Here is a 22619-nt window from a genome sequence, read left to right on the forward strand (position 1 = left end):
CGGGTGGTACTTAAATATCGTCAGGTAAAAAAAAGACCCGCACGGGGCGGGTCTTCAATGGCGCGTAAACGATGGGTTGTTCAGGTCCCGGACTTGATCTTGGTCCAGGCCCGGGTCCGCGCCCGTTCGGCGTCACGGGGCAGCGGTTGCAGGGTGTAGAGCGTGCTCATCGCCGTTTCGGTCGGGTAAAGATTCGGGTTGTTGCGGATCGCCGGGTCGACCATTTCGGTGGCGTCCTTATTCGGGTTCGGGTAGCCGACGAAATCGCTGACCGGTGCAATCACCTGCGGCTGCAACAAGTAGTTGATGAAGGTGTAGGCGTCTTCCGGGTTCTTCGCGCCTTTTGGGATGGAGAGCATGTCGAACCAGATCGGCGCGCCTTCTTTCGGCAGACGCATGTCGACGATCACGCCGTTCTTGGCTTCCTTGGCGCGGTTGGCGGCCTGGGAGAAGCTGCCGGAATAACCGACCGCGACGCAGATGTCACCGTTGGCGATGTCGGCCATGTACTTCGAGGAATGGAAGTAGGTGACGTACGGACGAATCTTCATCAACAGCGCTTCAGCCTTTTCGTAATCCGCCGGTTTCTTGCTGTTGGGGTCCAGGCCGAGGTGTTGCAGGGCCAGTGGCAGGATCTCCGACGGCGAGTCGAGCAGGGCCACGCCGCACTGCTTGAGCTTGCTGATGTTCTCTTCCTTGAAGATCAGGTCCCAGCTGTCCACCGGTGCGTTGTCACCCAGTGCAGCCTTGATCTTGTCCGGGTTGAAACCGATCAGGATGGTCCCGTACATGTACGGCACGGCAAATTTGTTGCCCGGATCGTTGGCTTCGATCAGCTTCATCAGCTTGGGATCGAGGTGGTTCCAGTTCGGCAGTTTGCTGCGATCCAGTGGCTGGAAAACGCCGGCCTCGATTTGCTTGGCAAGGAATACGTTGGACGGCACGACCACGTCATAACCGGAGTTGCCGGTCAGCAGCTTGGCCTCCAGCGCTTCGTTGGTGTCGAAGATGTCGTAGACCAGTTTGGTCTGGGTGTTCTGGGCCTTGAAGTCTTCCAGCGCTTTGGGGGTGATGTAGTCGAACCAGTTGTAGACGCGCAACGTTCGCTCTTCAGCGTGAACGGCACCACTGAGCACTGTGGCGCACAGCACTGTGGGGAAGAGTGCTGGCGCGATAAAACGCTTGAGACTGATCATTGTTCTAATTCCTCATTGGGCGCTTTCAAAACCTTCGAGAACGTTCACGGCATTGATGCCGATTTCTTCTACCGCGTAACCGCCTTCCATCACGAACAGCGTCGGTTTGCCGAGCTTCGCGATGCGCGCGCCCATGGCGAGGTAATCCGGGCTGTCGAGCTTGAATTGGGAGATCGGATCGTCCTTGAACGTATCGACACCCAGGGATACGACGACGATGTCGGCACCGTACTTTTCGATCTCTTTGCAGGCTTGTTCCAGCGCGGCACTCCAACTGTCCCAACCGCTCCCGGCCGGCAAAGGGTAGTTGAAGTTGAAGCCTTCGCCGGCCCCTTCACCCAGCTCATCTTCATAGCCGAGGAAGAATGGGAACTCGGCTTCCGGATGACCGTGGATCGAGGTGAACAGCACGTCGCTGCGCTCGTAAAAAATCGATTGAGTGCCGTTGCCGTGGTGGTAGTCGACGTCGAGGATTGCGACCTTTTTATGGCCTTGGTCAAGGAAGGCTTGAGCGGCGATGGCGGCGTTGTTGAGGTAGCAATAACCGCCCATCAAATCGCTGGCGGCGTGGTGTCCCGGTGGACGGCACAAGGCGAAGGCACTGCGTGCGCCGCGTTGAATGACGGCTTGAGCGGTCAGCGCTACTTGCGCCGCGCTGTATGCCGCTTGCCACGTTCCGGCAGTAATCGGTGCGCCGCCGTCGAAGCTGTAATAGCCGAGTTGGCCGTGCAGGCTGGTGGGGATGATCCGGCGCAAAGTGCGGGCCGGCCAGGTGTAGGGCAGCAAGTCGCCGTCGGTACCGAATTCGGTCCAGCGTGCCCAGGCACCTTTGAAGAAGTCGAGGTAGGCGCGGCTATGGACGCGCGCGATCGGGTCGAGGCCGAAATCCTGCGGCGCTTCGACCGGACCGAGGTCGCGGTATTGCACGCGTTGCAGCACGTGGTCGGCGCGGGACGGCATCTCAAAGCAGGGCATCAGTTGCCCGTCCATCAATTCGCAACGGCCGTGGTGCAGGTGGTGATCGTCCGAGTAGATCGTCAGCATTTCTTGTTCTCCGCAGGCTGATTCGGTTGAACACAGTCTTGCGGCGCACGGTGTTTGAGAGAACGGCAGGAAAGGCCAAAAGGGGATCAATATGGCCAAAAGAATTGACCGCAATTCGCCCCTTATTGGCGCGAGCCTTGGCCGATCGTTCCCACGCTCCGCGTGGGAATGCCTCTTGGGACGCTCCGCGTCCCGGTGACGCAGAGCGTCACTGGCTGCATTCCCACGCAGAGCATGGGAACGATCAGTGGGTGGTCAGGGCCGGAACTGACTCGGCGCTACGCCGCTCCAGCGCACAAACGCATGACGGAAACTCGCTGTCTCGCTGAAACCCAATGCCTCGGCGATTTGATAGATCGGCAGTTGGTCCTCACACAGCATTTGCTTGGCCTGCTCGAACCGCAGCTCATCAAGCAATTCCTGATAGCTGCAGCCCAGATCCTTCAGGTGCCGACGTAAGGTGCGCGCCGAGCAATTCATCTGCTCGGCCAACCCCTCAAGCCCCGGCGCCGCATTCAACTGCGCGCTGAGTAGCTGGCGGATTCGCCCCAGCCACACCTGGCGACCCGTGAATTCGGTGTTCTGCTTGCGACAGCGTTCGACCATGGCCTGATGGGTGATGACGTCGGCCAGTGGCAAGGGTTGATCGAGCCAGCGTTTATCAAAGGCGAAGGCGTTGTCCCGCGCCTCGAAGTGCAGCGGGTAGTCGAAGTGCTCGGTGTAGGTCGCTTGATAGTCTGGCGCGCTATGTTCAAAGCGAGCAGCGAGCACGGGAAGTGGATGGCCGAGCAGGTCGTCGCAGATGACTTTCAACGACACCAGACAGAACTCGGCATTGAATACCGCCAGTGCCGGGCTTTCCCGGTAATCGGCGGCGACGAACCAGACGCGCTCGCCGTCGTCTTCCAGGCTCAGCTCGAAAAGTGTTCCCAACAGCGCCGGATAACGCATTGCCAACCGCAAAGCGTCACCGAAGGTGGCACTGGTTAGCAGCGCATAACCGAGCATGCCGTAGGACGAAACATGCATCCGGCGGCCCAGCTCCAGGCCGATGTCACGCTTGAGCGCGACGGCGTTGGCGCAGACCTGCATCTCCTGGTTGGTGGTAATGCGCGTGTCGGCCCGGCTCAGATCCGCCGCGCTGATGCCGCTTCCCGCCAGCAGCGCTTCGCTGGACAAGCCTTCGGCCTTGAAGGTGTTGAGCACAAGGGAGACGGCGTTGAGGGTGGTGAGGTGGGAGTGGAGCATGGGCGGCTTCCAGCCTTGGGATGGCTGAAACGCAGCAAGTTATATGCCTGATGGAGATCCTGTGGGAGCGAGCCTGCTCGCGATGGCGGTGTGTCAGTCAGCATCAATGTTGGATGGACGACCGCTATCGCGAGCAGGCTCGCTCCCACAGGGGTTTGCAGGGTGTCAGCTCAGTTCGCCGCAGAGGTCTAGTTCTACAAGACGACGTACTTCAGCGCTATCCAGCCCTGCGCCCAGCAAAGCATGTAACTTGCCGAACGCAGCCTCGCGAGTCATGCCGCCACCGGACAACACGCCGACACCACGCAAGCGACTGCCTGCCTCGTAAATATCCAGTTCGACACCACCTTCATGGCACTGCGTCACCGCGACGACAACAACACCTTTGTCCCGCGCCCGTCCCAGGCTGGTGAGAAACTCAGGGTTATCGCTCGGCCCGGTGCCGCTGCCATAGCACTCCAGCACCAGACCCTGGATGCCGCTGTCGAGCAGGCCGTCCAGTATTTCGGCGCCGATGCCGGGGAACAGCGGCAGCACAGCGACTTTCGCCAATTGCTTGGGCTGGTTATAGATCAGCGATGCCGGTATTGAAGAAGCCTTCGCACCGCCACCCTGACGCTCAAGTCGCTTGAACGGATGACGACCGAAACTGCGTACCTTTGCGCAACGGGTCGGGTCCAGCAGTTCGCCGTGGAAGTACAGATGAACGCCCGGCGCAAGGCCGTGACCCAAAGCAACCAGCGCGCCACTGAGGTTTTCCCAGGCATCGCTGTCGGTTACGTCGGCCGGCAGCATGGAACCGGTGAACACCACGCGGGCATGCAGGCCGAGCAATTGAAAACTCATCGCGGCGGCGCTGTAGGCGAGGGTGTCGGTGCCATGCAGGATCAGCACGCTGTCGCAGCCCTGGACATCGACGGCGTCGACCACCGCTTCACGCAGTTGCTGCCAGTAAGCCGGGCTCATGTTGGCGCTGTCGATCAGCGGCGACATCTCGCGAAAGCGCCACTGCGGCACGACAAGGTCAGGCTGGCTGTGCAGATACTCGCGCATCCGGGCTTCGAAACCGGACGCTGGGGCCAGGCCATTGGCGCTGGCTTGCATACCGATGGTGCCGCCGGTGTAGAGCACCATGACGTGCTGGGCGGCAGGGTAGGTCGAGGAATTCATGGAGACGCTCCGAGAACAATGACTTCCCCTGTGGGAGCGAGCCTGCTCGCGAAAGCGGCGTGTCAGTCGACATCAATGTTGAATGTCAGTCCGCTTTCACGAGCAGGCTCGCTCCCACATGGGTTTTCGCACTTTAACCGATCAGCGTTGCGCTGCGGGTACGCCTTGCGGCTCAGCTTCAGCCTTGGTGTCGGCCGCTGGCGGATTGGCTGGCCAGGCTTTCAGGTCCAGGTCCAGATCCGGGAACTTGCTCGAATCGAACACCGGCGTCTTGATCCCGGCAGCCCGCTGATCATCGTAGTCACGCAGGATGCGCATGCCGACTTTGAACAGCAGGAACAGCGCGATCAGGTTCACGAACGCCAGCAGGGTCATGGTGATGTCGGCGAAGGCGAACACCGTGCCGAGGTTCTCGATCGCACCCCAGAAGATCAACACCAAAACCAGTGCGCGGTAGCCGATCAGCGCCTTGCGGTTTTCACCGATCAGGAAGCGCAGGTTGCTCTCGCCCAGGTAGTAGTTGTAGAGGATCGAGGTGAACACGAACAACGACAGGGCTACGGAGATGAAGCTCCGGCCCCAGTCACCGACTACGGCAGCCAGCGAGTTTTGGGTCAGGGCAATGCCGTCGCCTTCGAAGCCCGGGGTGTAGAAACCCGACAGCAGGATCAGCAACGCGGTGCAGGTGCAGATCACGAAGGTGTCGAGGAATACGCTGAACGCCTGAACCACACCCTGTGCCACCGGGTGCTCGACCGAAGCCACTGCGGCCACGTTCGGCGCACTGCCCAGGCCCGCTTCGTTGGCGAACACGCCACGCTTCACGCCCATGACGATCGCGCTGCCGATCAGGCCGCCGAAGGCTTGATCCAGACCGAAAGCGCTTTTGACGATGGTCATCAACATGCCTGGAACGTGGTCGAATTGCAGCACGATCACGTAGAGGGTCACGCCGATGTACACCAGGGTTTTCACCGGCACCAGGAGGTCAGCGACCTTGGCGATGCGCTTGATACCACCGATGAACACCAGACCCAACAACACCGCCAGGGCCAAGCCTGTGTAGGTGGTGTCGAGGCCGAAAGCGTTGTTCAGCGAGTGGGTCACGGCGTGGGATTGCAGGCCATTGAAGGCGAAGCCGAAGGTGATCAGCAGCAGGAACGCCATGATCATGCCCAGCCAGCGTTTTTGCAGGCCGTGCTGGATGTAATAGGACGGGCCGCCACGGTACGTGCCGTCGGAGTCGCAGCGCTTGTAGAGCTGGCCGAGGGAGCATTCGAAGAAGCTGCTGGACATGCCGACCAACGCGGTCACCCACATCCAGAACACCGCACCCGGACCACCCAGGGTCACGGCGATACCGACACCGGCGATGTTACCCGCACCGACGCGGCCGGCGAGGCTGAGCATCAGGGCCTGGAACGAACTGAGTTGACCGGCGCTGCTTTTCAGGCTGTCGCGGAACACCGCAAACATGTGGAAGAAGTGGCGCAATTGAACGAAACGCGAGCGGATCGTGAAGTAGCTACCGAGCCCGACAATGAGCACGATCAGTACTTTCCCTGAGAGGAAGTCGTTGATGACTTCGAGCATGGATTTTTCCTCGCTGTTTTTTGTGTATGCAAATGCTGGAGGGTCAGAAACATCGCGTTACACCGGCTTGCGCGTGGCACAACAGGTGAGGCGAAGATTCGTCCCGGTTCCATATCGCGGGTTGTTATTAGTTCGGGTTTCGCATGGGTTTGGGCCTCGTTACCGACGACCGCTCACGCGAAGAGGGGCGGCACTATACCTATGAGCGTGCCGTCCGTCTGCACGGTTGTGGTGCAAGCATCGAAACGAAGCCTTTGAAACACCTGACTTTTTTGAGCCAGGCCCTTGTAGGAGTGAGCCTGCTCGCGATGCAGACACCGCGGCATTTCAGTTACACCGCGTTATCGTTCATCGCGAGCAGGCTCACTCCCACAGAAGACAGAAGTCCTTCAAAAGTTAAAAAAAAGGGCTTGGGGAATAAATCCCCAAGCCCTCAAAAGGTGAGAGGTGTCTAGTCCCTCGACCTGGTGAGCGTGGCCTTTGGTGCTCTTCGTTAAAAGAGCAAGCGCCGGTGTTGCGTTCGGTTAAGCCTTCAGAGGCACCAGACGCGGAGCAATCATGTTTTCCGGGCGCAGGATGTCGGCGAGCATTTCGTCGTCGAGCAAGCCTTCTTCGCGCACCAGTTCCAGCACGCCGCGGCCGCTTTCGAGGGCGATACGGGCGATGCGGGTGGCGTTTTCATAGCCGATGTACGGGTTCAGCGCGGTGACCAGACCGATCGAGTGCTCGACCAGTTCGCGGCAGCGCTCTTCGTTGGCGGTGATGCCGACGATGCAGTGCTCGCGCAGCATGTCCATGGCGCGTTGCAGCAGGCGGATCGAGTCGAAGATCTTGAACGCGATCAGCGGCTCCATCACGTTCAGTTGCAACTGGCCGCCTTCGGCCGCGATGGTCAGGGCCAGGTCGTTGCCGATGATCTGGAACGCCACCTGGTTAACCGCTTCCGGGATTACCGGGTTGACCTTGCCTGGCATGATTGAGCTGCCTGGCTGACGCGCCGGCAGGTTGATTTCGTTGATGCCGGTGCGTGGGCCGCTGGACAGCAGGCGCAGGTCGTTGCAGATCTTCGACAGCTTGACCGCGGTGCGCTTGAGCATGCCGGAGAACAGCACGAAGGCGCCCATGTCGGAGGTGGCTTCGATCAGGTCGGCGGCTGGAACCAGCGGTTGACCGCTGATCAGGGCCAGACGCTGAACGGCCAGGTGCTGGTAGCGCGGGTCGGCGTTGATGCCGGTACCGATCGCGGTGCCGCCCAGGTTCACTTCGGTCAGCAGTTCAGGTGCCAGTGTTTTCAGGCGTGCCAGGTCTTCGCTCAATGTGGTGGCGAAGGCACGGAATTCTTGACCCAGGGTCATCGGCACGGCGTCTTGCAGCTGGGTACGGCCCATCTTCAATACGTGGCTGAATTCCTGGCCCTTGGCAGCGAACGCCTGGATCAGGCTGTCGAGGCTGGCCAGCAGCGCGTCGTGACCCAGCAGCAGACCCAGACGGATCGCGGTCGGGTAGGCGTCGTTGGTCGACTGCGCCATGTTCACGTCGTTGTTCGGGTGCAGGTATTGGTATTCGCCCTTCTGGTGACCCATGGCCTCCAGCGCGATGTTGGCGATGACTTCGTTGGCATTCATGTTGGTTGAAGTGCCAGCGCCGCCTTGAATCATGTCCACTACGAACTCTTCGTGGAAATCGCCGCGGATCAAACGTGCACAGGCTTCGCTGATGGCAGCGTGCTTGGCTTCGCTCAGGTGACCCAGTTCGCGGTTGGCGTCAGCGGCGGCCTGTTTGACCATGGCCAGCCCGACAACCAGCTTCGGGTAATGCGAAATCGGAACGCCGGAGAGACGGAAGTTGTTCACCGCTCGCAGGGTCTGGATGCCGTAATACGCTTGAGCAGGTACTTCGAGTACGCCAAGCAGGTCTTTTTCTGTGCGGAAAGATGCAGCGGAGGACATGATAGAAATCATCTCGATATGGACCCGGTCTGTGCCGGAACACTGCAAATGCTAGGCTTGTGGAGAATTTTGGGCCAATGCTGTTAAACACTAGCCTATGCACATTCGGCATAATGCCCGTGTGACGCCGTGTCGGCGGCGAGCGTGTGACCTAAATTGGTGCGTGTCCGGGAGGACGTGATGAACCTTGAAAGTAAATGGCTTGAGGACTTTAGTGCTCTGGCCGCCACTCGCAGCTTCTCCCAGGCTGCCGAACGACGCTTCGTGACACAGCCGGCGTTCAGTCGGCGAATTCGCAGCCTTGAAGCTGCGCTGGGGCTGACCCTGGTCAATCGCTCGCGCACGCCAATTGAACTGACGGCGGCGGGGCAGCTGTTTCTGGTCACCGCGCGAACGGTGGTCGAGCAGCTCGGTGAAGTGTTGCGTCACCTTCATCACCTGGAAGGCGGGCAGGGCGAGGTGATGCAGGTCGCCGCCGCTCACTCCCTGGCGCTGGGTTTCTTCCCGCGCTGGATCGCGCAATTGCGTAATGAAGGCCTGAACATCGCGACGCGCCTGGTGGCGACCAACGTCGGTGATGCCGTGCATGCCCTGCGTGAAGGTGGTTGCGATCTGATGCTGGCGTTCTACGACCCGGACGCGGCGATGCAGATGGACCCGGAGATCTTCCCGTCGCTGCACCTTGGCGACACCGAAATGCTCCCGGTCTGCGCGGCGGACGCCGAGGGCAAGCCGCTGTTCGATCTGGAAGGCGAAGGCAGTGTGCCGCTGCTCGCCTACAGCGCCGGTGCATTTCTTGGGCGTTCGGTGAACATGCTGCTGCGCCAGCGTGCGCTGCGTTTCACCACCATTTACGAAACTGCAATGGCCGACAGCCTTAAAAGCATGGCGCTGGAAGGATTGGGCATTGCCTGGGTGCCGCGGCTCAGCGTGCGCGCCGAACTGGCTCGTGGTGAACTGGTGGTTTGCGGCGGCCCGCAATGGCATGTGCCGCTGGAGATTCGCCTGTACCGCTGCGCACTGGTGCGCAAGGCGAACGTGCGGTTGCTGTGGCGCAAGCTGGAAGGTGGGGCTGCTGCAAGCAACACCTGATGGCCTGAAAGAGCCGGGGCCTATGGCAAGACCCCGGCAGTGCGTGTTGTCTATTCCTTAGTTGTAAGCTTTCAAGTAGTCATTTATACGAGTTTTATTTTCTCCGCTGAACCTGAAGCAGCTATAGCGAAAGGGTAGCGGCGGAAACATAAATGTTTCGCACCACCATCCGTTATATAGAACTTCCCCGGCTTCGTGGCTTGCGTTAAAGGTGTGGCCCAACTCATGAGCAATGTTTTGAACTTGAATTAAAGAGGCGATGGCCGCTTTGCCTGGTTGTAGCGCGACTCCTGCAGTATCTGTAATTAACGGGCTGCCGTTGATAACACCATTAGTGATAAGGAGAACACGATCAAGCGGCGCGATGAGAAAGCCTTCAGCACGCCTCTTCGCCAGGTAGTCTGTGGATAAGTCATTCCACCGATGCATCAGCTTCTGGAGGTCTTCGGATTTGTAATTGAAATTTGAGTAGGGCGGGGAATTGCGATCAAACACAATGTTCACCTGCCGGCCGGTGAACCCCTCGAAATCCTTGATGAAGGGGAGAAAGTTTTCTGCGTAAGCGGTGTCTCTTATGTTCTGGGGGACTTCGTCATGGAAGATTGCGAATATTGTAATTGGACTTTTATTCTGAGTAATCTGGGTGGCGTAGGCGGGAATGGCAAGGTTTAAAAGTGCTGCAGTCAGCGTAATAATTAATATTTTAATAGTTGTCATGATTTGAATTCTTTATGCAAGTGCGTCGTGCCCGCCAGTTCAAGTTGGCGGGTTATTGCGTGGTTTATTTAATAGGTTTCTCGCCTGTCGGTTAACGGGCAATTGAAAAGAATTAACCACGGTTTTATATGAGATGGAAGTTTTGTGTGTTGCATGATGTTAGGTGTGTTGGAGTTGCCGGTATTATTCGATGTATTTAATTCTGGCTTATTATTCACAGAGTACCGATGCACTTTTATATCGCTCGGCCGTTTTTTGACTCTGCCGACTGACCTAAAAGTCAATAAACGGCGCTTTGGCCCCAAATGACAGATGGTCGAGCAGGGGGCTGTTTATCGGTATCTTTACGGTATACTGCGCGGCCTTCGGCCGGTTCGCCCGGCCATAATTCGTACATTCAAGCCACGCATTCCGCGTGGCTTGTTGTTTTTTGACGCGCCTGCGGGCGCCCAGAGAGAAGAGGCACGACGATGAGTGCACTGGTTGGCGTGATCATGGGCTCCAAGTCCGATTGGTCCACCCTTAGCCACACCGCCGATATGCTGGAAAAGCTCGGCATCCCTTACGAGGTAAAAGTGGTCTCTGCCCACCGCACCCCGGACCTGCTGTTCCAGTACGCCGAAGAGGCTGAGGCGCGTGGCATCGAGGTGATCATCGCCGGTGCCGGCGGCGCGGCTCACTTGCCAGGCATGTGTGCGGCCAAGACCCACCTGCCGGTGCTGGGCGTGCCGGTGCAGTCGGCGATGCTGTCGGGCGTCGATTCGCTGCTGTCTATCGTGCAGATGCCCGCGGGCATTCCGGTCGCCACCCTGGCCATCGGCAAGGCCGGCGCGATCAACGCAGCGCTGCTCTCGGCGAGCATCCTCGGCGCCAAGCACCCGCAGTTCCACGCGGTGCTGAAAAAATTCCGCGCTGAGCAGACAGACAGCGTCCTGGAAAATCCAGACCCACGCATCGCCTGAGGTTGTTAACGATGAAGATCGGTGTAATCGGTGGCGGCCAGTTGGGTCGCATGTTGGCGCTGGCGGGCACTCCGCTGGGCATGAACTTCGCTTTCCTGGACCCCGCGCCGGATGCCTGCGCAGCCGCGTTGGGCGAACATCTGCGGGCCGATTACGGCGATCAGGATCACTTGCGTCAGCTCGCCGAAGAAGTCGATCTGGTGACCTTCGAGTTCGAAAGTGTCCCGGCTGAAACCGTGGCTTTCCTGTCGCAATTCGTCCCGGTCTACCCGAGCGCCGAAGCCCTGCGCATCGCCCGTGATCGCTGGTTCGAGAAGAGCATGTTCAAGGACCTGGGGATTCCCACCCCGGCGTTCGCCGACATTCAATCGCAAGCCGATCTGGACGCTGCCGTGGCTTCCATCGGTCTGCCGGCCGTGCTGAAAACCCGCACCCTGGGTTACGACGGCAAGGGCCAGAAGGTTTTGCGCAAGCCTGAAGACGTGGTCGGCACGTTCGCCGAACTGGGCAGCGTGGCCTGCCTGTTGGAAGGCTTCGTGCCGTTTACCGGCGAAGTGTCGTTGATCGCCGTGCGCGCTCGCGATGGCGAAACCAGGTTCTATCCGCTGGTTCACAACACCCACGACAGCGGCATCCTCAAACTGTCCGTGGCCAGCACCGATCACCCGCTGCAAGCCTTGGCGGAAGACTATTCCAGCCGTGTACTCAAGCAGCTGAACTACGTTGGCGTGATGGCGTTCGAGTTCTTTGAAGTCGACGGTGGCCTTAAGGCTAACGAGATCGCTCCGCGCGTACACAACTCAGGTCACTGGACCACTGAAGGTGCCGAGTGCAGCCAGTTCGAAAACCACCTGCGGGCCGTTGCCGGTCTGCCGCTGGGTTCGACGGCCAAGGTCGGCGAGAGCGCGATGCTCAACTTCATCGGTAAAGTGCCGGAGACCGAGAAAGTCATGGCTATTGCCGATTGCCATCTGCATCACTATGGCAAGGCGTTCAAGGTCGGTCGCAAGGTCGGTCACGCCAACCTGCGCTGCGCCGACAAGGCCACGCTGGAGCAGCAGATCCTCAAGGTCGAAGCGCTCATCGCCGAATAGTTTCATGTGGCAGCGGCGGAACCATTCAGGGCCCGCCGTTCTCTCATGGCAGGATGCCAAAGTCTGACTAGGCTTTCGCACAGCCATTCAATCAGAGGGAAATGCCATGGGAATTATTGGAACCATCTTTATCGGCTTGATCGTCGGCCTGCTGGCTCGGTTCCTGAAACCGGGCGACGACAGCATGGGCTGGATCATGACCATCCTGCTCGGTATCGGCGGTTCGCTGGCGGCCACATACGGCGGCCAGGCCCTGGGCTTCTATCAGGCCGGCCAAGGCGCAGGCTTCCTTGGTGCGCTGGTTGGCGCCGTGATATTGCTGGTGATCTACGGCTTGATCAAAAAGAACTGATTCAGGCGACAAAGCCCCCTCTGCGCCGCACGCAGAGAGGGCTAGAATGCTCGGCGTTGCACTGTCCTCTCCTTTGCCGAGCACCTCCATGCGCCGTCTGATGTTCACTCTCCTTTTACTGGGTACAGGCTTTGCCCACGCCGGCGAACTGCCGGAAACCGACTGGCTCGAACTGATGCCAAAGTCGGACCAGAAAGCCCTCGAAGCCATGCCTGAAATCGACCACAACTCCCCCGAAGCCAATGGCACCTTTACCCAAAAGGGTGGCATGAAGCAGAGCAAGGGCTTGCCGGCGGTGATGTATTCGACCAAAACCGTGCCGTCGATGAACGACAAGAACATCCGCATCGGTGGTTATCCGGTGCCGCTGGAATCCGACGCCCAGGGCCGCAGCACGCTGTTCTTCCTCGTGCCGTATCCGGGCGCCTGCATCCACGTGCCGCCGCCACCGCCTAATCAATTGGTGTTGGTGCGTTATCCGAAAGGTTTGAAGCTGAATGACATCTATACACCGCTGTGGGTGACCGGCACGCTGAAGGTTGAGAAGGTCAACAATGACCTGGCTGACGCAGCGTATGCGCTGGATGCGGCGAAAGTGCGAGTGGTCAAAGAGTCGGATTTGTAGGTGTTCAAAATGTGGGAGCGAGCCTGCTCGCGAAAGCGGTGTAACAGTCAGCGATGATGTTGAATGTTATGGCCTCTTCGCGAGCAGGCTCGCTCCCACATAGGTGTTGGGGTGTTACAGGGTTTTGCTGCCGATGCTGACGCCGAGGGTATGGCTCGCACCTGGCGCGAGCGTCACCACATCATCCATCACATTCGCCGTTTCAATGCACAGCATGCGCTGCCAGCCATCGTCGGCCATGTCGCTGAACGCCGCGGCGCGTTCAATCCACGGATTCCAGATCACCGCCGAGCGTGAACCGCTGCTGGTCAGCTCGATGCGCCGTTCCCAGGCCGGATCGACAATGCTCAGCTTCGCCGGGGTATTGAGATAGATGCGATCGGTCTCGCCGGTAAAACGCAGATCGCCGGTCTGAGTGACGGTTTTCCAGTCGTCCAGGGTTTCGATGTAACTCAAGCCATCCAGCCCTTCGACATGCACTTCGCGTACATCACTGACCGCGAAATAGCTGTGCAGCGCCTGGCTGATGGTGACTTTGTCAGCGCCCTGGTTATGGCTGGTCAGGCTGATATGCAGTTGCTCATCCAGACGAATGCTCAGCTTCAAATCCACTTGATGTGGCCAGCCTGGCAAGCCGCCTTCAGGGTAAGGCAGAACAAACTCCACCTTGAGGCTTTCGCCCTCGGTTTCAATGCCACCCAATTCCCAGTCCATTGCCCTTACCAGCCCGTGGGCGGCCGGCGCTTCGTTGCTGACGCGCATGGCCTGAACGCTCTGCGGGTTGCGCGGCAGATTGCCGAACCACGGCCAGCACACCGGAACCCCGGCGCGGATGCTCTTGCCAGTCTTGAACACTGCCTCGTCGTTGAGCCAGATCAGCGGCGGTTGACCGGCCACTTGATAACTGAGGATGTGCGCGCCCTGCTGGGCAACCAGCAGTTCGGCCTGACCGTGGCGGATGCGCCAGCAGTTCAGTTCATCCAGTTTCACGGCTTCAACGTTGGGCGTGCTCATGGGGCAACTCTCGATCAGGAACAATGACTGCAATGGACCGCAGAAAGGTCGCAGTGTTTAACGAGCTCTAGGCGGAACCGAACGAGTGCGACCGCTGCCGTCGATGGCGACGAACACAAATACGGCTTCAGTCACTTTACGCCATTCGCTGGACAGCGGATCGTCACTCCAGACTTCGACCATCATCTGAATCGAGCTGCGTCCGATTTCCAGCGCCTGGGTATAGAAGGAGAGCTGAGCGCCCACCGCTACCGGCACCAGAAATGCCATGCGGTCGATCGCAACCGTCGCCACGCGACCACCTGCGACTTTACTGGCCATTGCGGTGCCGGCCAAATCCATTTGCGACACCAGCCAACCGCCGAAAATATCGCCAAAGCCGTTGGTTTCGCGGGGAAGCGCGGTAATTTGCAGGGCCAGGTCGCCTTGCGGGATTGGATCTTCTTGTTCGAGCTCTATCATGCCGGGGGTGCCTCTGACCCGTGACTCTCATTGGTACTTCAGGTGAATAGCCGTCTCAAGGAAAAACGATTCAGCCCCGAACATACTACGTTCGTCACGTTTTTCGTAAGGCGCCTAAAGGGAAACTCTGCGAAATCGGCTGACGGCTGCCAACGACGTTTTCGCACAGCAACCCCTTACAAGCAGATGCAGGATTGCGAGTATATCGATCGGTAGACTCCGAGACGACCGTCCGGTTCTCATTTCGACCGTCAAATACGCACCTCTATGTGCTTTTTCGAACAATTTGCTATCGTGCCGGACCTGCCCAAGCCTCCGCCAGCGTTGTTGGGGTTGCAGATCCGACTATAAGAGAAGCCTTGCCATGACCACCGCGCCCTCAAGCATCGCGCAGCCCACTCAATCCTCACGTCCGCTGACCCGCAGCGATTACAAGACTTTGTCGTTGTCTGCCCTGGGCGGTGCGCTGGAGTTTTACGACTTCATCATCTTCGTGTTCTTCGCCACGGTGGTCGGCAAGCTGTTCTTCCCGGCCGACATGCCCGAGTGGCTGCGCTTGATGCAGACCTTCGGGATCTTTGCCGCCGGCTACCTGGCGCGGCCACTGGGCGGCATCGTCATGGCGCACTTCGGCGACCTGCTGGGACGCAAGAAGATGTTCACCCTGAGCATTTTCATGATGGCGGTGCCGACCCTGATCATGGGCCTGCTACCGACTTACGCGCAGATCGGCATGTGGGCGCCGATCCTGTTGCTGCTGATGCGGGTGATTCAAGGCGCTGCGATTGGCGGTGAAGTGCCGGGCGCGTGGGTATTCGTTTCCGAACACGTGCCGCAGCGGCACATCGGCTACGCCTGCGGCACCCTGACCAGCGGTCTGACGGCTGGCATCCTGCTGGGCTCGCTGGTCGCCACCGCGATCAACAGCATTTACACCCCGGTCGAAGTCTCGGATTACGCCTGGCGGATTCCGTTCCTGTTGGGTGGCGTATTCGGCCTGTTCTCGGTTTACCTGCGCCGCTGGTTGCACGAGACCCCGGTATTCGCCGAGCTGCAACTGCGCAAGGCCCTGGCAGAAGAAGTGCCGTTGCGCGCCGTGTTGCGCGACCATCGCGGGGCGATCCTGATTTCCATGCTGCTGACCTGGCTGCTGTCCGCCGGCATCATCGTGGTCATCCTGATGACCCCGACCGTGCTGCAGACCGTCTACCACTTCTCGCCAACCACCGCGTTGCAGGCCAACAGCCTGGCGATCGTGTTTCTGAGCCTGGGCTGCGTCGCCTCAGGTGCACTGGCTGACCGCTTCGGCGCGGGTCGTGTCTTCGTGTTCGGCAGTGCTGCGTTGCTGATCAGTTCGTGGACCTTCTATCACAGCCTGTTCAACCACCCGGACTGGCTGTTCCCGATGTACGCCTTGACCGGTTTGCTGGTCGGCACCATCGGTGCGGTGCCGTACGTGATGGTCAAAGCCTTCCCGGCGGTGGTGCGCTTCAGCGGGCTGTCGTTCTCCTACAATTTGGCCTACGCGATCTTCGGCGGGTTGACGCCGATGATCGTGACGTTGCTGCTCAAGGAAAGCCCGATGGGGCCCGCCTATTACGTAGCGATCATTTGCGGTGTCGGGGTGCTGGTGGGGGCGTACCTCTGGAAGAAGGGCCGCTAGGCGGACTTCTTTCATCGACTGCACTGGCCTCTTCGCGAGCAGGCTCGCTCCCACATTGGTTCTGTGTTTACCGCAGATCCCCTGTGGGAGCGGCCTTGCTCGCGAAAAACGATAACGCGGTGCCCCGGCAAACAATCGAATGCTGGCCTTTCATCCAATTGTCATATTTCAGCCATAGAGTGTTCACACGGCCTGCTGATACTTGGCCCCGACTTAACACACCTATCTGCTAGGAGTAAGGCATGAAACTGAAGCGTTTGATGGCGGCAATGACTTTTGTCGCTGCTGGCGTTGCGACTGCCAACGCGGTTGCCGCTGTTGACCCTGCTATCCCGAGCTACACCAAAACCACTGGTGTGTCGGGCAACCTGTCCAGCGTCGGCTCCGATACTCTGGCCAACCTCATGACCCTGTGGGCTGAGAACTACAAAAAAGAATACCCGAACGTAAACATCCAGATTCAGGCCGCTGGCTCCGCCACTGCGCCACCTGCGCTGACTGAAGGCACCTCTAACCTGGGCCCGATGAGCCGCAAGATGAAGGACACCGAACTGGCTGCCTTCGAGCAGAAATACGGCTACAAGCCAACCGCTATCCCGGTTGCCGTGGACGCCCTGGCTGTCTTCGTCCACAAAGACAATCCGATCCAGCACCTGACCATGGAACAAGTCGACGCGATCTTCTCGTCCACTCGTCTGTGCGGCGCTAAAACCGAAGTCAAAACCTGGGGCGACCTGGGTGTGACCGGCGACCTGGCCAACAAGCCGGTTCAGCTGTTCGGTCGTAACTCGGTATCCGGCACCTACGGCTACTTCAAAGAAGAAGCCCTGTGCAAAGGTGACTACAAGCCAAACGTCAACGAACAACCAGGTTCGGCTTCGGTTGTGCAGTCGATCAGCTCCTCGCTGAACGGCATCGGTTACTCGGGCATCGGCTACAAAACCGCTAGCGTGAAAACGGTGGCTCTGTCCAAGAAGGGCAGCACTGAGTTCATCGAAGACAGCGAAGAAAACGCACTGAACGGCAAATACCCGCTGTCGCGTTTCCTCTACGTTTACGTCAACAAAGCCCCGAACAAGCCTCTGGCCCCGCTGGAAGCCGAGTTCGTGAAACTGGTTCTGTCCAAACAGGGTCAGGAAGTTGTGGTGAAAGACGGTTACATCCCACTGCCAGCCAAGGTTGCTGCAAAAGCACTGGCTGACCTGGGTCTGCAGGAAGGCGGTGCTGAAGTCGCAAAAAAGTAAAACCTTGAGTCCGGGGTAAACCCGGGCTCTGTAGGAGCTGTCGAGTGAAACGAGGCTGCGATCTTTTGATCTGGTCTATAACCGCAAGATCAAAAGATCGCAGCCTCGGTTCCCTCGACAGCTCCTACAACCCCCAATTTTTCGGTCCGCTGCCAGTTCCCACGGGCGGCGGATTTGTTGCGTCACTGCATTGTCATCTTTCTGTCATACAGGATCGCTAGGGTGTGCGAATGAATGATCTGGCCAATTCCACCATGACTACAAATCCCCCCAAGCGAATTGACTTCAATACGCCTGAGTTGCAACGCAAGCGCCGCATTCGCGCGCTCAAAGATCGCCTGACCCGCTGGTACGTCCTCGTGGGCGGCCTCGCCGTTCTCGGTGCGATCACGCTGATCTTTTTCTTCCTTGCTTACGTTGTCGCGCCTCTGTTTCAGGGGGCCGACCTGACCGCCCAGGACGCCATCACACCGGCCTGGATGCAGGACGCCGGCAAGCCGTTGATGATCTCCCTGGAAGAGCAGAACCAGGTTGCCATGCGGGTTTCCGACAAAGGCCAGGCGTTGTTCTTCGATATTGACAGTGGCGCTGAACTCAAGCGTGTCGATCTGCCGATTCCAGCTGGCACCACCGTGACCTCCATCGGTGAAGACCAGCCTGGTCATCCGCTGCTGGCGGTGGGCTTGTCCAACGGCCAGGCCCTGGTTTTCCGTCACACCTATAAAGTCAGCTATCCCGCGGGCAAGAAGACCATCTCGCCGGCCATTGAATATCCGTATGGCGAAACCCCGATTGCGCTGAACGAGGCGGGCGGTGCACTTGAGCACGTCAGTCTCAACGCCACCGACACGACCTTGATGCTGGTCGGTTCCACCGGTTCGCAACTCAATGTTTTGTCGCTGACCAGCGAAGAAAACATGATGACCGGTGAAGTCACCAACGAGCAGAAGCGCATCGATCTGCCACAGATGACCGAGCCGGTGAAGAACATCTTCATCGACCCGCGTCAGCAATGGCTGTATGTGATCAACGGTCGGGCTCAGGCCGACGTGTTCAGCCTGCGCGACAAAAGTCTCAACGGTCGCTACAAACTGCTGGATGACGGCGAAGCGCAGATCACTGCCAGTACTCAATTGGTGGGTGGCATCTCGCTGATCCTCGGCGATTCCAAGGGTGGCTTGGCCCAGTGGTTCATGGCCCGCGACCACGATGGCGAACTGCGTCTGAAGCAGATTCGTACTTTCCAGATGGGCACTGCGCCGATCGTTGAAATCACCGCTGAAGAACGTCGCAAAGGTTTCATTGCCCTCGATGCGTCCGGCAAGCTTGGCGTGTTCCACAGCACGGCTCACCGCACCTTGCTGGTGGATCAAGTGGTCGATGGCCAAGGCATCTTTGGTCTGTCGCCACGGGCCAACCGCGTGATCGTGGAAGCCGGCGGCAAGATTCAACCGCTGTTGCTCGACAACCCACACCCGGAAGTGTCGTGGAGCGCGTTGTGGAGCAAGGTCTGGTACGAAAACTACGACGAGCCTAAATACGTCTGGCAATCGACCGCCGCCAACACCGATTTCGAACCCAAGATGAGCCTGGCGCCACTGACCTTCGGTACGCTCAAGGCCGCGTTCTACGCCATGCTGCTGGCCGCGCCACTGGCCGTCGCCGCTGCGATCTACACCGCGTACTTCATGGCTCCGAGCCTGCGCCGCAAGGTAAAACCGGTAATCGAGCTGATGGAAGCAATGCCGACGGTGATCCTCGGCTTCTTCGCCGGCCTGTTCCTCGCACCCTATGTAGAAGGACATTTGCCGGGCATCTTCAGCCTGCTGATGCTCTTGCCGATCGGCATTCTGGTGGCGGGTTTCGTTTTCAGCCGCCTGCCTGAGTCGATTCGCCTGAAAGTGCCGGACGGCTGGGAAAGCGCGATCCTGATTCCGGTGATCCTGTTCGTGGGCTGGCTCTCGCTGTACATGAGCCCGTACATGGAAACCTGGTTCTTCGGCGGCGACATGCGCATGTGGATCTCCCACGACCTGGGCATTACCTACGACCAACGCAACGCTCTGGTGGTCGGTCTGGCCATGGGCTTCGCAGTGATCCCGAACATCTACTCCATTGCCGAAGACGCCGTGTTCAGCGTGCCTCGCGGTTTGACCCTCGGTTCCCTGGCCCTCGGTGCCACGCCATGGCAGACCATGACCCGCGTGGTGATCCTCACCGCCAGCCCGGGGATTTTCTCGGCGCTGATGATCGGCATGGGTCGTGCAGTCGGTGAAACCATGATCGTGCTGATGGCCACGGGTAACACCCCGGTCATGGAAATGAACCTGTTCGAAGGCCTGCGTACTTTGGCGGCCAACGTGGCGGTGGAAATGCCCGAATCGGAAGTCGGCGGCAGCCACTACCGCGTGCTGTTCCTCTCGGCGCTGGTGCTGCTGCTGTTCACCTTCGTCATGAACACCCTCGCGGAACTGATTCGTCAGCGTCTGCGCAAGAAATACTCGTCGCTTTAAGAAAGGTAGAAGTCTGTGAAACAGAACTCCCTGAATGGATGGTTCAAGAGCGGCGCCCCCGGCGTCTGGATCAGCGGTGGCGCGGTGTCCATCGCCGTCATCATGACCATTGGCTTGCTGGCAGTGATTGCCGTGCGCGGTCTGGGCCATTTCTGGCCGGCGGACCTGGTGCACGCCAGTTACGACGTGCCGGGTCAGGCCAATCACCTCGTCATCGGCGAAGTGGTGCAGAAAGAAGAAGTGCCGCGCGAGCGCCTTAAAAGTGCTGGCCTGCCGGTGCCCGATCAGGGCCCGGAGTTCATGACCCGCGAGCTGATCAAGGTCGGCAACCGTGACCTGAACGGCAACGACTTCACGTGGATCGTCGGCGAGTGGCTGACCAATCAGAAAACTCCACCCGAGTTGATGACCATCGAGCGTCGTGAGTGGGGCAACTTCTACGGCTACCTGGTCAACGTCAAACAGGACGGCAAGGTCATTGCTGAAGGCGAAGCCGCCTGGCTTGAGTTGCAGGCCCGTGTCGATCGCGTCAACAAACTCGCCGCGCAGCTCAAGAGCCTGGAAAAAACCGACATTGGCGCGATCAACTCCGGCCTCGAGCGCGTCCGTCTGCACGGTCGCAAGCTGGAACTGGCCGGGACGATGGACGCTACCGCGCAAGCGGACATGGAGTCCGAGCGCGCCGAACTGAACGCTCGTTATCAGGACATCGAAGCACGCCTGAACGACCTGCACGCCCAGTTCAACCGCGACAGCCTCACGGCCCGCGATGCCAACGGCAAAGAGATCGAAATCGGCATCGGCAAAGTGGTTCATGCCTACCAGCCGAACGCCATGGGTACCTTCACCAAGATCGGTTTCTACTTCAGCAAGGTCTGGGAATTCCTGAGTGACGACCCGCGTGAAGCGAACACCGAAGGCGGGATCTTCCCGGCGATTTTCGGCACCGTGATGATGACGTTGATCATGGCGATGATCGTGACCCCGTTTGGCGTACTGGCAGCGGTTTACCTGCGTGAATATGCGAAACAGAACACCATGACGCGCTTGATCCGCATCGCGGTGAACAACCTGGCGGGCGTTCCGGCCATCGTTTACGGCGTGTTCGGTCTGGGCTTCTTCGTCTATGTATTGGGCGGTTCGGTTGACCGGTTGTTCTTCCCTGAAGCCTTGCCGGCGCCGACCTTCGGCACGCCGGGTCTGCTCTGGGCATCCCTGACCCTGGCGCTGCTGGCGGTGCCGGTGGTGATCGTGGCTACGGAAGAAGGCTTGGCGCGGATTCCTCGCACCGTGCGTGAAGGCTCGTTGGCCCTCGGCGCAACCAAGGCTGAAACCTTGTGGAAGATCGTGCTGCCGATGGCCAGCCCGGCGATGATGACCGGCATGATCCTCGCCGTGGCTCGCGCCGCCGGTGAAGTGGCGCCGCTGATGCTGGTGGGTGTGGTGAAACTGGCGCCGTCGCTGCCACTGGACGGCAACTACCCGTACCTTCACCTGGACCAGAAGATCATGCACTTGGGCTTCCACATCTATGACGTCGGCTTCCAGAGCCCGAACGTCGAGGCCGCACGGCCGCTGGTGTACGCCACGGCACTGTTGCTGGTGTTGGTGATTGCCACGTTGAACCTGTCGGCGGTGTACATCCGGAACCACCTGCGCGAAAAATACAAAGCGCTGGATAGCTGATTTTTATGTGGGAGCCAGCCTGCTGGCGATGGCATCACCGCGGTTTACAGATTGACCGCGTTGCCTGAATCGCCAGCAGGCTGGCTCCCACAAAAACCGAACCGAATTTGTTAGCACAGGGAGCCTCCCATGCAGCACGAAACACATACCCACGGCATCAACATGTCTGCCCTGGGCCGCGACAAACAGAGCTTGAGCCTTGAGCAGGAAACCGTCGCGATTGAAGTGCCGGGCCTGAGCCTGTTCTATGGCGACAAACAAGCGTTGTACGACGTCAGCATGAACATCCCGAAACAGCGCGTGACCGCCTTCATCGGCCCGTCCGGCTGCGGCAAGTCCACGCTGCTGCGCACCTTCAACCGCATGAACGACCTGGTCGACGGCTGCCGCGTAGAAGGCGAAATCAACCTCTACGGCAACAACATCTACCGCAAGGGCGAAGATGTGGCCGAGCTGCGTCGCCGGGTCGGCATGGTGTTCCAGAAGCCGAACCCGTTCCCGAAAACCATTTACGAGAACGTGGTTTACGGCCTGCGCATTCAAGGCATCAACAAGAAGCGCATCCTCGACGAAGCCGTCGAGTGGGCGTTGAAAGGCGCGGCGCTGTGGGACGAAGTCAAAGACCGTCTGCACGAGTCGGCACTTGGCCTGTCCGGTGGTCAGCAGCAACGTCTGGTGATCGCTCGCACCATTGCCGTGGAACCTGAAGTGCTGCTGCTCGACGAACCGTGCTCGGCACTCGACCCGATCTCCACGCTGAAAGTCGAAGAGCTGATCTACGAACTGAAATCCAAGTTCACCATCGTTATCGTGACCCACAACATGCAACAGGCCGCGCGGGTTTCCGACTACACGGCGTTCATGTACATGGGCAAACTGGTGGAATTCGGCGACACCGACACCCTGTTCACCAATCCGGCGAAGAAGCAGACCGAAGACTACATCACTGGTCGCTACGGCTAGGAAGCTGTTGTTGCTCACTGAACTGACGCTGC

Annotated in this window: 19 protein-coding genes; 10 read left to right on the forward strand and 9 right to left on the reverse strand. The window is 59.2% G+C overall.

The window, feature by feature from the left end:
- Positions 1-80: 80 nt before the first annotated feature.
- The 6 genes from JFU47_RS17595 to aspA all read right to left on the reverse strand — a co-directional run bounded on the left by JFU47_RS17595 (position 81) and on the right by aspA (position 8200).
- The gene (locus tag JFU47_RS17595) at positions 81-1196 is read right to left on the reverse strand and encodes a polyamine ABC transporter substrate-binding protein (protein ID WP_140675693.1); all 1116 of its coding nucleotides are present in this window, start codon (positions 1194-1196) and stop codon (positions 81-83) included.
- A gap of 12 nt (positions 1197-1208) precedes the next feature.
- Positions 1209-2240 carry a histone deacetylase family protein gene (locus tag JFU47_RS17600; RefSeq protein ID WP_201184593.1) on the reverse strand — a complete coding sequence of 344 codons (1032 nt, stop codon included), beginning with the start codon at positions 2238-2240 and terminating at the stop codon, positions 1209-1211.
- 255 nt (positions 2241-2495) lie between these two features.
- Positions 2496-3488 (reverse strand): AraC family transcriptional regulator, encoded by a 993-nt coding sequence (locus JFU47_RS17605; RefSeq protein ID WP_201184595.1) that lies wholly within the window; start codon positions 3486-3488, stop codon positions 2496-2498.
- Between the two features lie 165 nt (positions 3489-3653).
- Positions 3654-4658 (reverse strand): asparaginase, encoded by a 1005-nt coding sequence (locus JFU47_RS17610; RefSeq protein WP_201184597.1) that lies wholly within the window; start codon positions 4656-4658, stop codon positions 3654-3656.
- Between the two features lie 141 nt (positions 4659-4799).
- Positions 4800-6251 carry an alanine/glycine:cation symporter family protein gene (locus JFU47_RS17615; protein ID WP_140675681.1) on the reverse strand — a complete coding sequence of 484 codons (1452 nt, stop codon included), beginning with the start codon at positions 6249-6251 and terminating at the stop codon, positions 4800-4802.
- 524 nt (positions 6252-6775) lie between these two features.
- On the reverse strand, positions 6776-8200 hold the full coding sequence (gene aspA / locus JFU47_RS17620; RefSeq protein WP_201184599.1) for an aspartate ammonia-lyase: 1425 nt from the start codon (positions 8198-8200) through the stop codon (positions 6776-6778).
- 180 nt (positions 8201-8380) lie between these two features.
- Here aspA and JFU47_RS17625 point away from each other — a divergent pair, with 180 nt between their 5' ends.
- Positions 8381-9292: a LysR substrate-binding domain-containing protein gene (locus JFU47_RS17625; RefSeq protein WP_201184601.1), complete on the forward strand. Its 912-nt coding sequence runs from the start codon at positions 8381-8383 to the stop codon at positions 9290-9292.
- Positions 9293-9349: 57 nt separating this feature from the next.
- On the opposite strand, the gene JFU47_RS17630 is transcribed toward JFU47_RS17625, so the two are convergent.
- Positions 9350-10009: a hypothetical protein gene (locus JFU47_RS17630; RefSeq protein WP_201184603.1), complete on the reverse strand. Its 660-nt coding sequence runs from the start codon at positions 10007-10009 to the stop codon at positions 9350-9352.
- Between the two features lie 470 nt (positions 10010-10479).
- Between JFU47_RS17630 and purE the strand changes: the two genes are divergently transcribed.
- The 4 genes from purE to JFU47_RS17650 all read left to right on the forward strand — a co-directional run bounded on the left by purE (position 10480) and on the right by JFU47_RS17650 (position 13042).
- The gene (gene purE, locus JFU47_RS17635; protein ID WP_140675678.1) at positions 10480-10971 is read left to right on the forward strand and encodes a 5-(carboxyamino)imidazole ribonucleotide mutase; all 492 of its coding nucleotides are present in this window, start codon (positions 10480-10482) and stop codon (positions 10969-10971) included.
- A gap of 11 nt (positions 10972-10982) precedes the next feature.
- Positions 10983-12065 (forward strand): 5-(carboxyamino)imidazole ribonucleotide synthase, encoded by a 1083-nt coding sequence (locus JFU47_RS17640; protein ID WP_140675675.1) that lies wholly within the window; start codon positions 10983-10985, stop codon positions 12063-12065.
- A 106-nt stretch (positions 12066-12171) separates the two neighbouring features.
- The gene (locus JFU47_RS17645; RefSeq protein WP_033059272.1) at positions 12172-12417 is read left to right on the forward strand and encodes a GlsB/YeaQ/YmgE family stress response membrane protein; all 246 of its coding nucleotides are present in this window, start codon (positions 12172-12174) and stop codon (positions 12415-12417) included.
- Positions 12418-12505: 88 nt separating this feature from the next.
- Positions 12506-13042, forward strand: a complete 537-nt coding sequence (locus tag JFU47_RS17650) for a DUF3299 domain-containing protein (RefSeq protein ID WP_201184605.1) — start codon at positions 12506-12508, stop codon at positions 13040-13042.
- Positions 13043-13156: 114 nt separating this feature from the next.
- On the opposite strand, the gene JFU47_RS17655 is transcribed toward JFU47_RS17650, so the two are convergent.
- Both JFU47_RS17655 and JFU47_RS17660 read right to left on the reverse strand, forming a co-directional pair.
- Positions 13157-14056, reverse strand: a complete 900-nt coding sequence (locus tag JFU47_RS17655) for a D-hexose-6-phosphate mutarotase (RefSeq protein ID WP_201184607.1) — start codon at positions 14054-14056, stop codon at positions 13157-13159.
- Positions 14057-14113: 57 nt separating this feature from the next.
- Positions 14114-14518, reverse strand: coding sequence for an acyl-CoA thioesterase (locus tag JFU47_RS17660; RefSeq protein ID WP_003177184.1), 405 nt, complete (start codon positions 14516-14518; stop codon positions 14114-14116).
- A gap of 364 nt (positions 14519-14882) precedes the next feature.
- Here JFU47_RS17660 and JFU47_RS17665 point away from each other — a divergent pair, with 364 nt between their 5' ends.
- The 5 genes from JFU47_RS17665 to pstB all read left to right on the forward strand — a co-directional run bounded on the left by JFU47_RS17665 (position 14883) and on the right by pstB (position 22587).
- Positions 14883-16181: an MFS transporter gene (locus JFU47_RS17665; RefSeq protein ID WP_201184609.1), complete on the forward strand. Its 1299-nt coding sequence runs from the start codon at positions 14883-14885 to the stop codon at positions 16179-16181.
- 242 nt (positions 16182-16423) lie between these two features.
- Positions 16424-17425, forward strand: a complete 1002-nt coding sequence (locus JFU47_RS17670; RefSeq protein ID WP_123367516.1) for a phosphate ABC transporter substrate-binding protein PstS — start codon at positions 16424-16426, stop codon at positions 17423-17425.
- A 230-nt stretch (positions 17426-17655) separates the two neighbouring features.
- The gene (locus JFU47_RS17675; RefSeq protein ID WP_201184611.1) at positions 17656-19938 is read left to right on the forward strand and encodes an ABC transporter permease subunit; all 2283 of its coding nucleotides are present in this window, start codon (positions 17656-17658) and stop codon (positions 19936-19938) included.
- 15 nt (positions 19939-19953) lie between these two features.
- Positions 19954-21624, forward strand: coding sequence for a phosphate ABC transporter permease PstA (gene pstA / locus JFU47_RS17680; protein ID WP_201184612.1), 1671 nt, complete (start codon positions 19954-19956; stop codon positions 21622-21624).
- 129 nt (positions 21625-21753) lie between these two features.
- Positions 21754-22587 carry a phosphate ABC transporter ATP-binding protein PstB gene (pstB, locus tag JFU47_RS17685; protein ID WP_201184614.1) on the forward strand — a complete coding sequence of 278 codons (834 nt, stop codon included), beginning with the start codon at positions 21754-21756 and terminating at the stop codon, positions 22585-22587.
- Positions 22588-22619 lie beyond the last annotated feature (32 nt).

Origin of the sequence: Pseudomonas sp. TH39(2020), assembly GCF_016650715.1 — a bacterium.
Classification (GTDB): domain Bacteria; phylum Pseudomonadota; class Gammaproteobacteria; order Pseudomonadales; family Pseudomonadaceae; genus Aquipseudomonas; species Aquipseudomonas mandelii_C.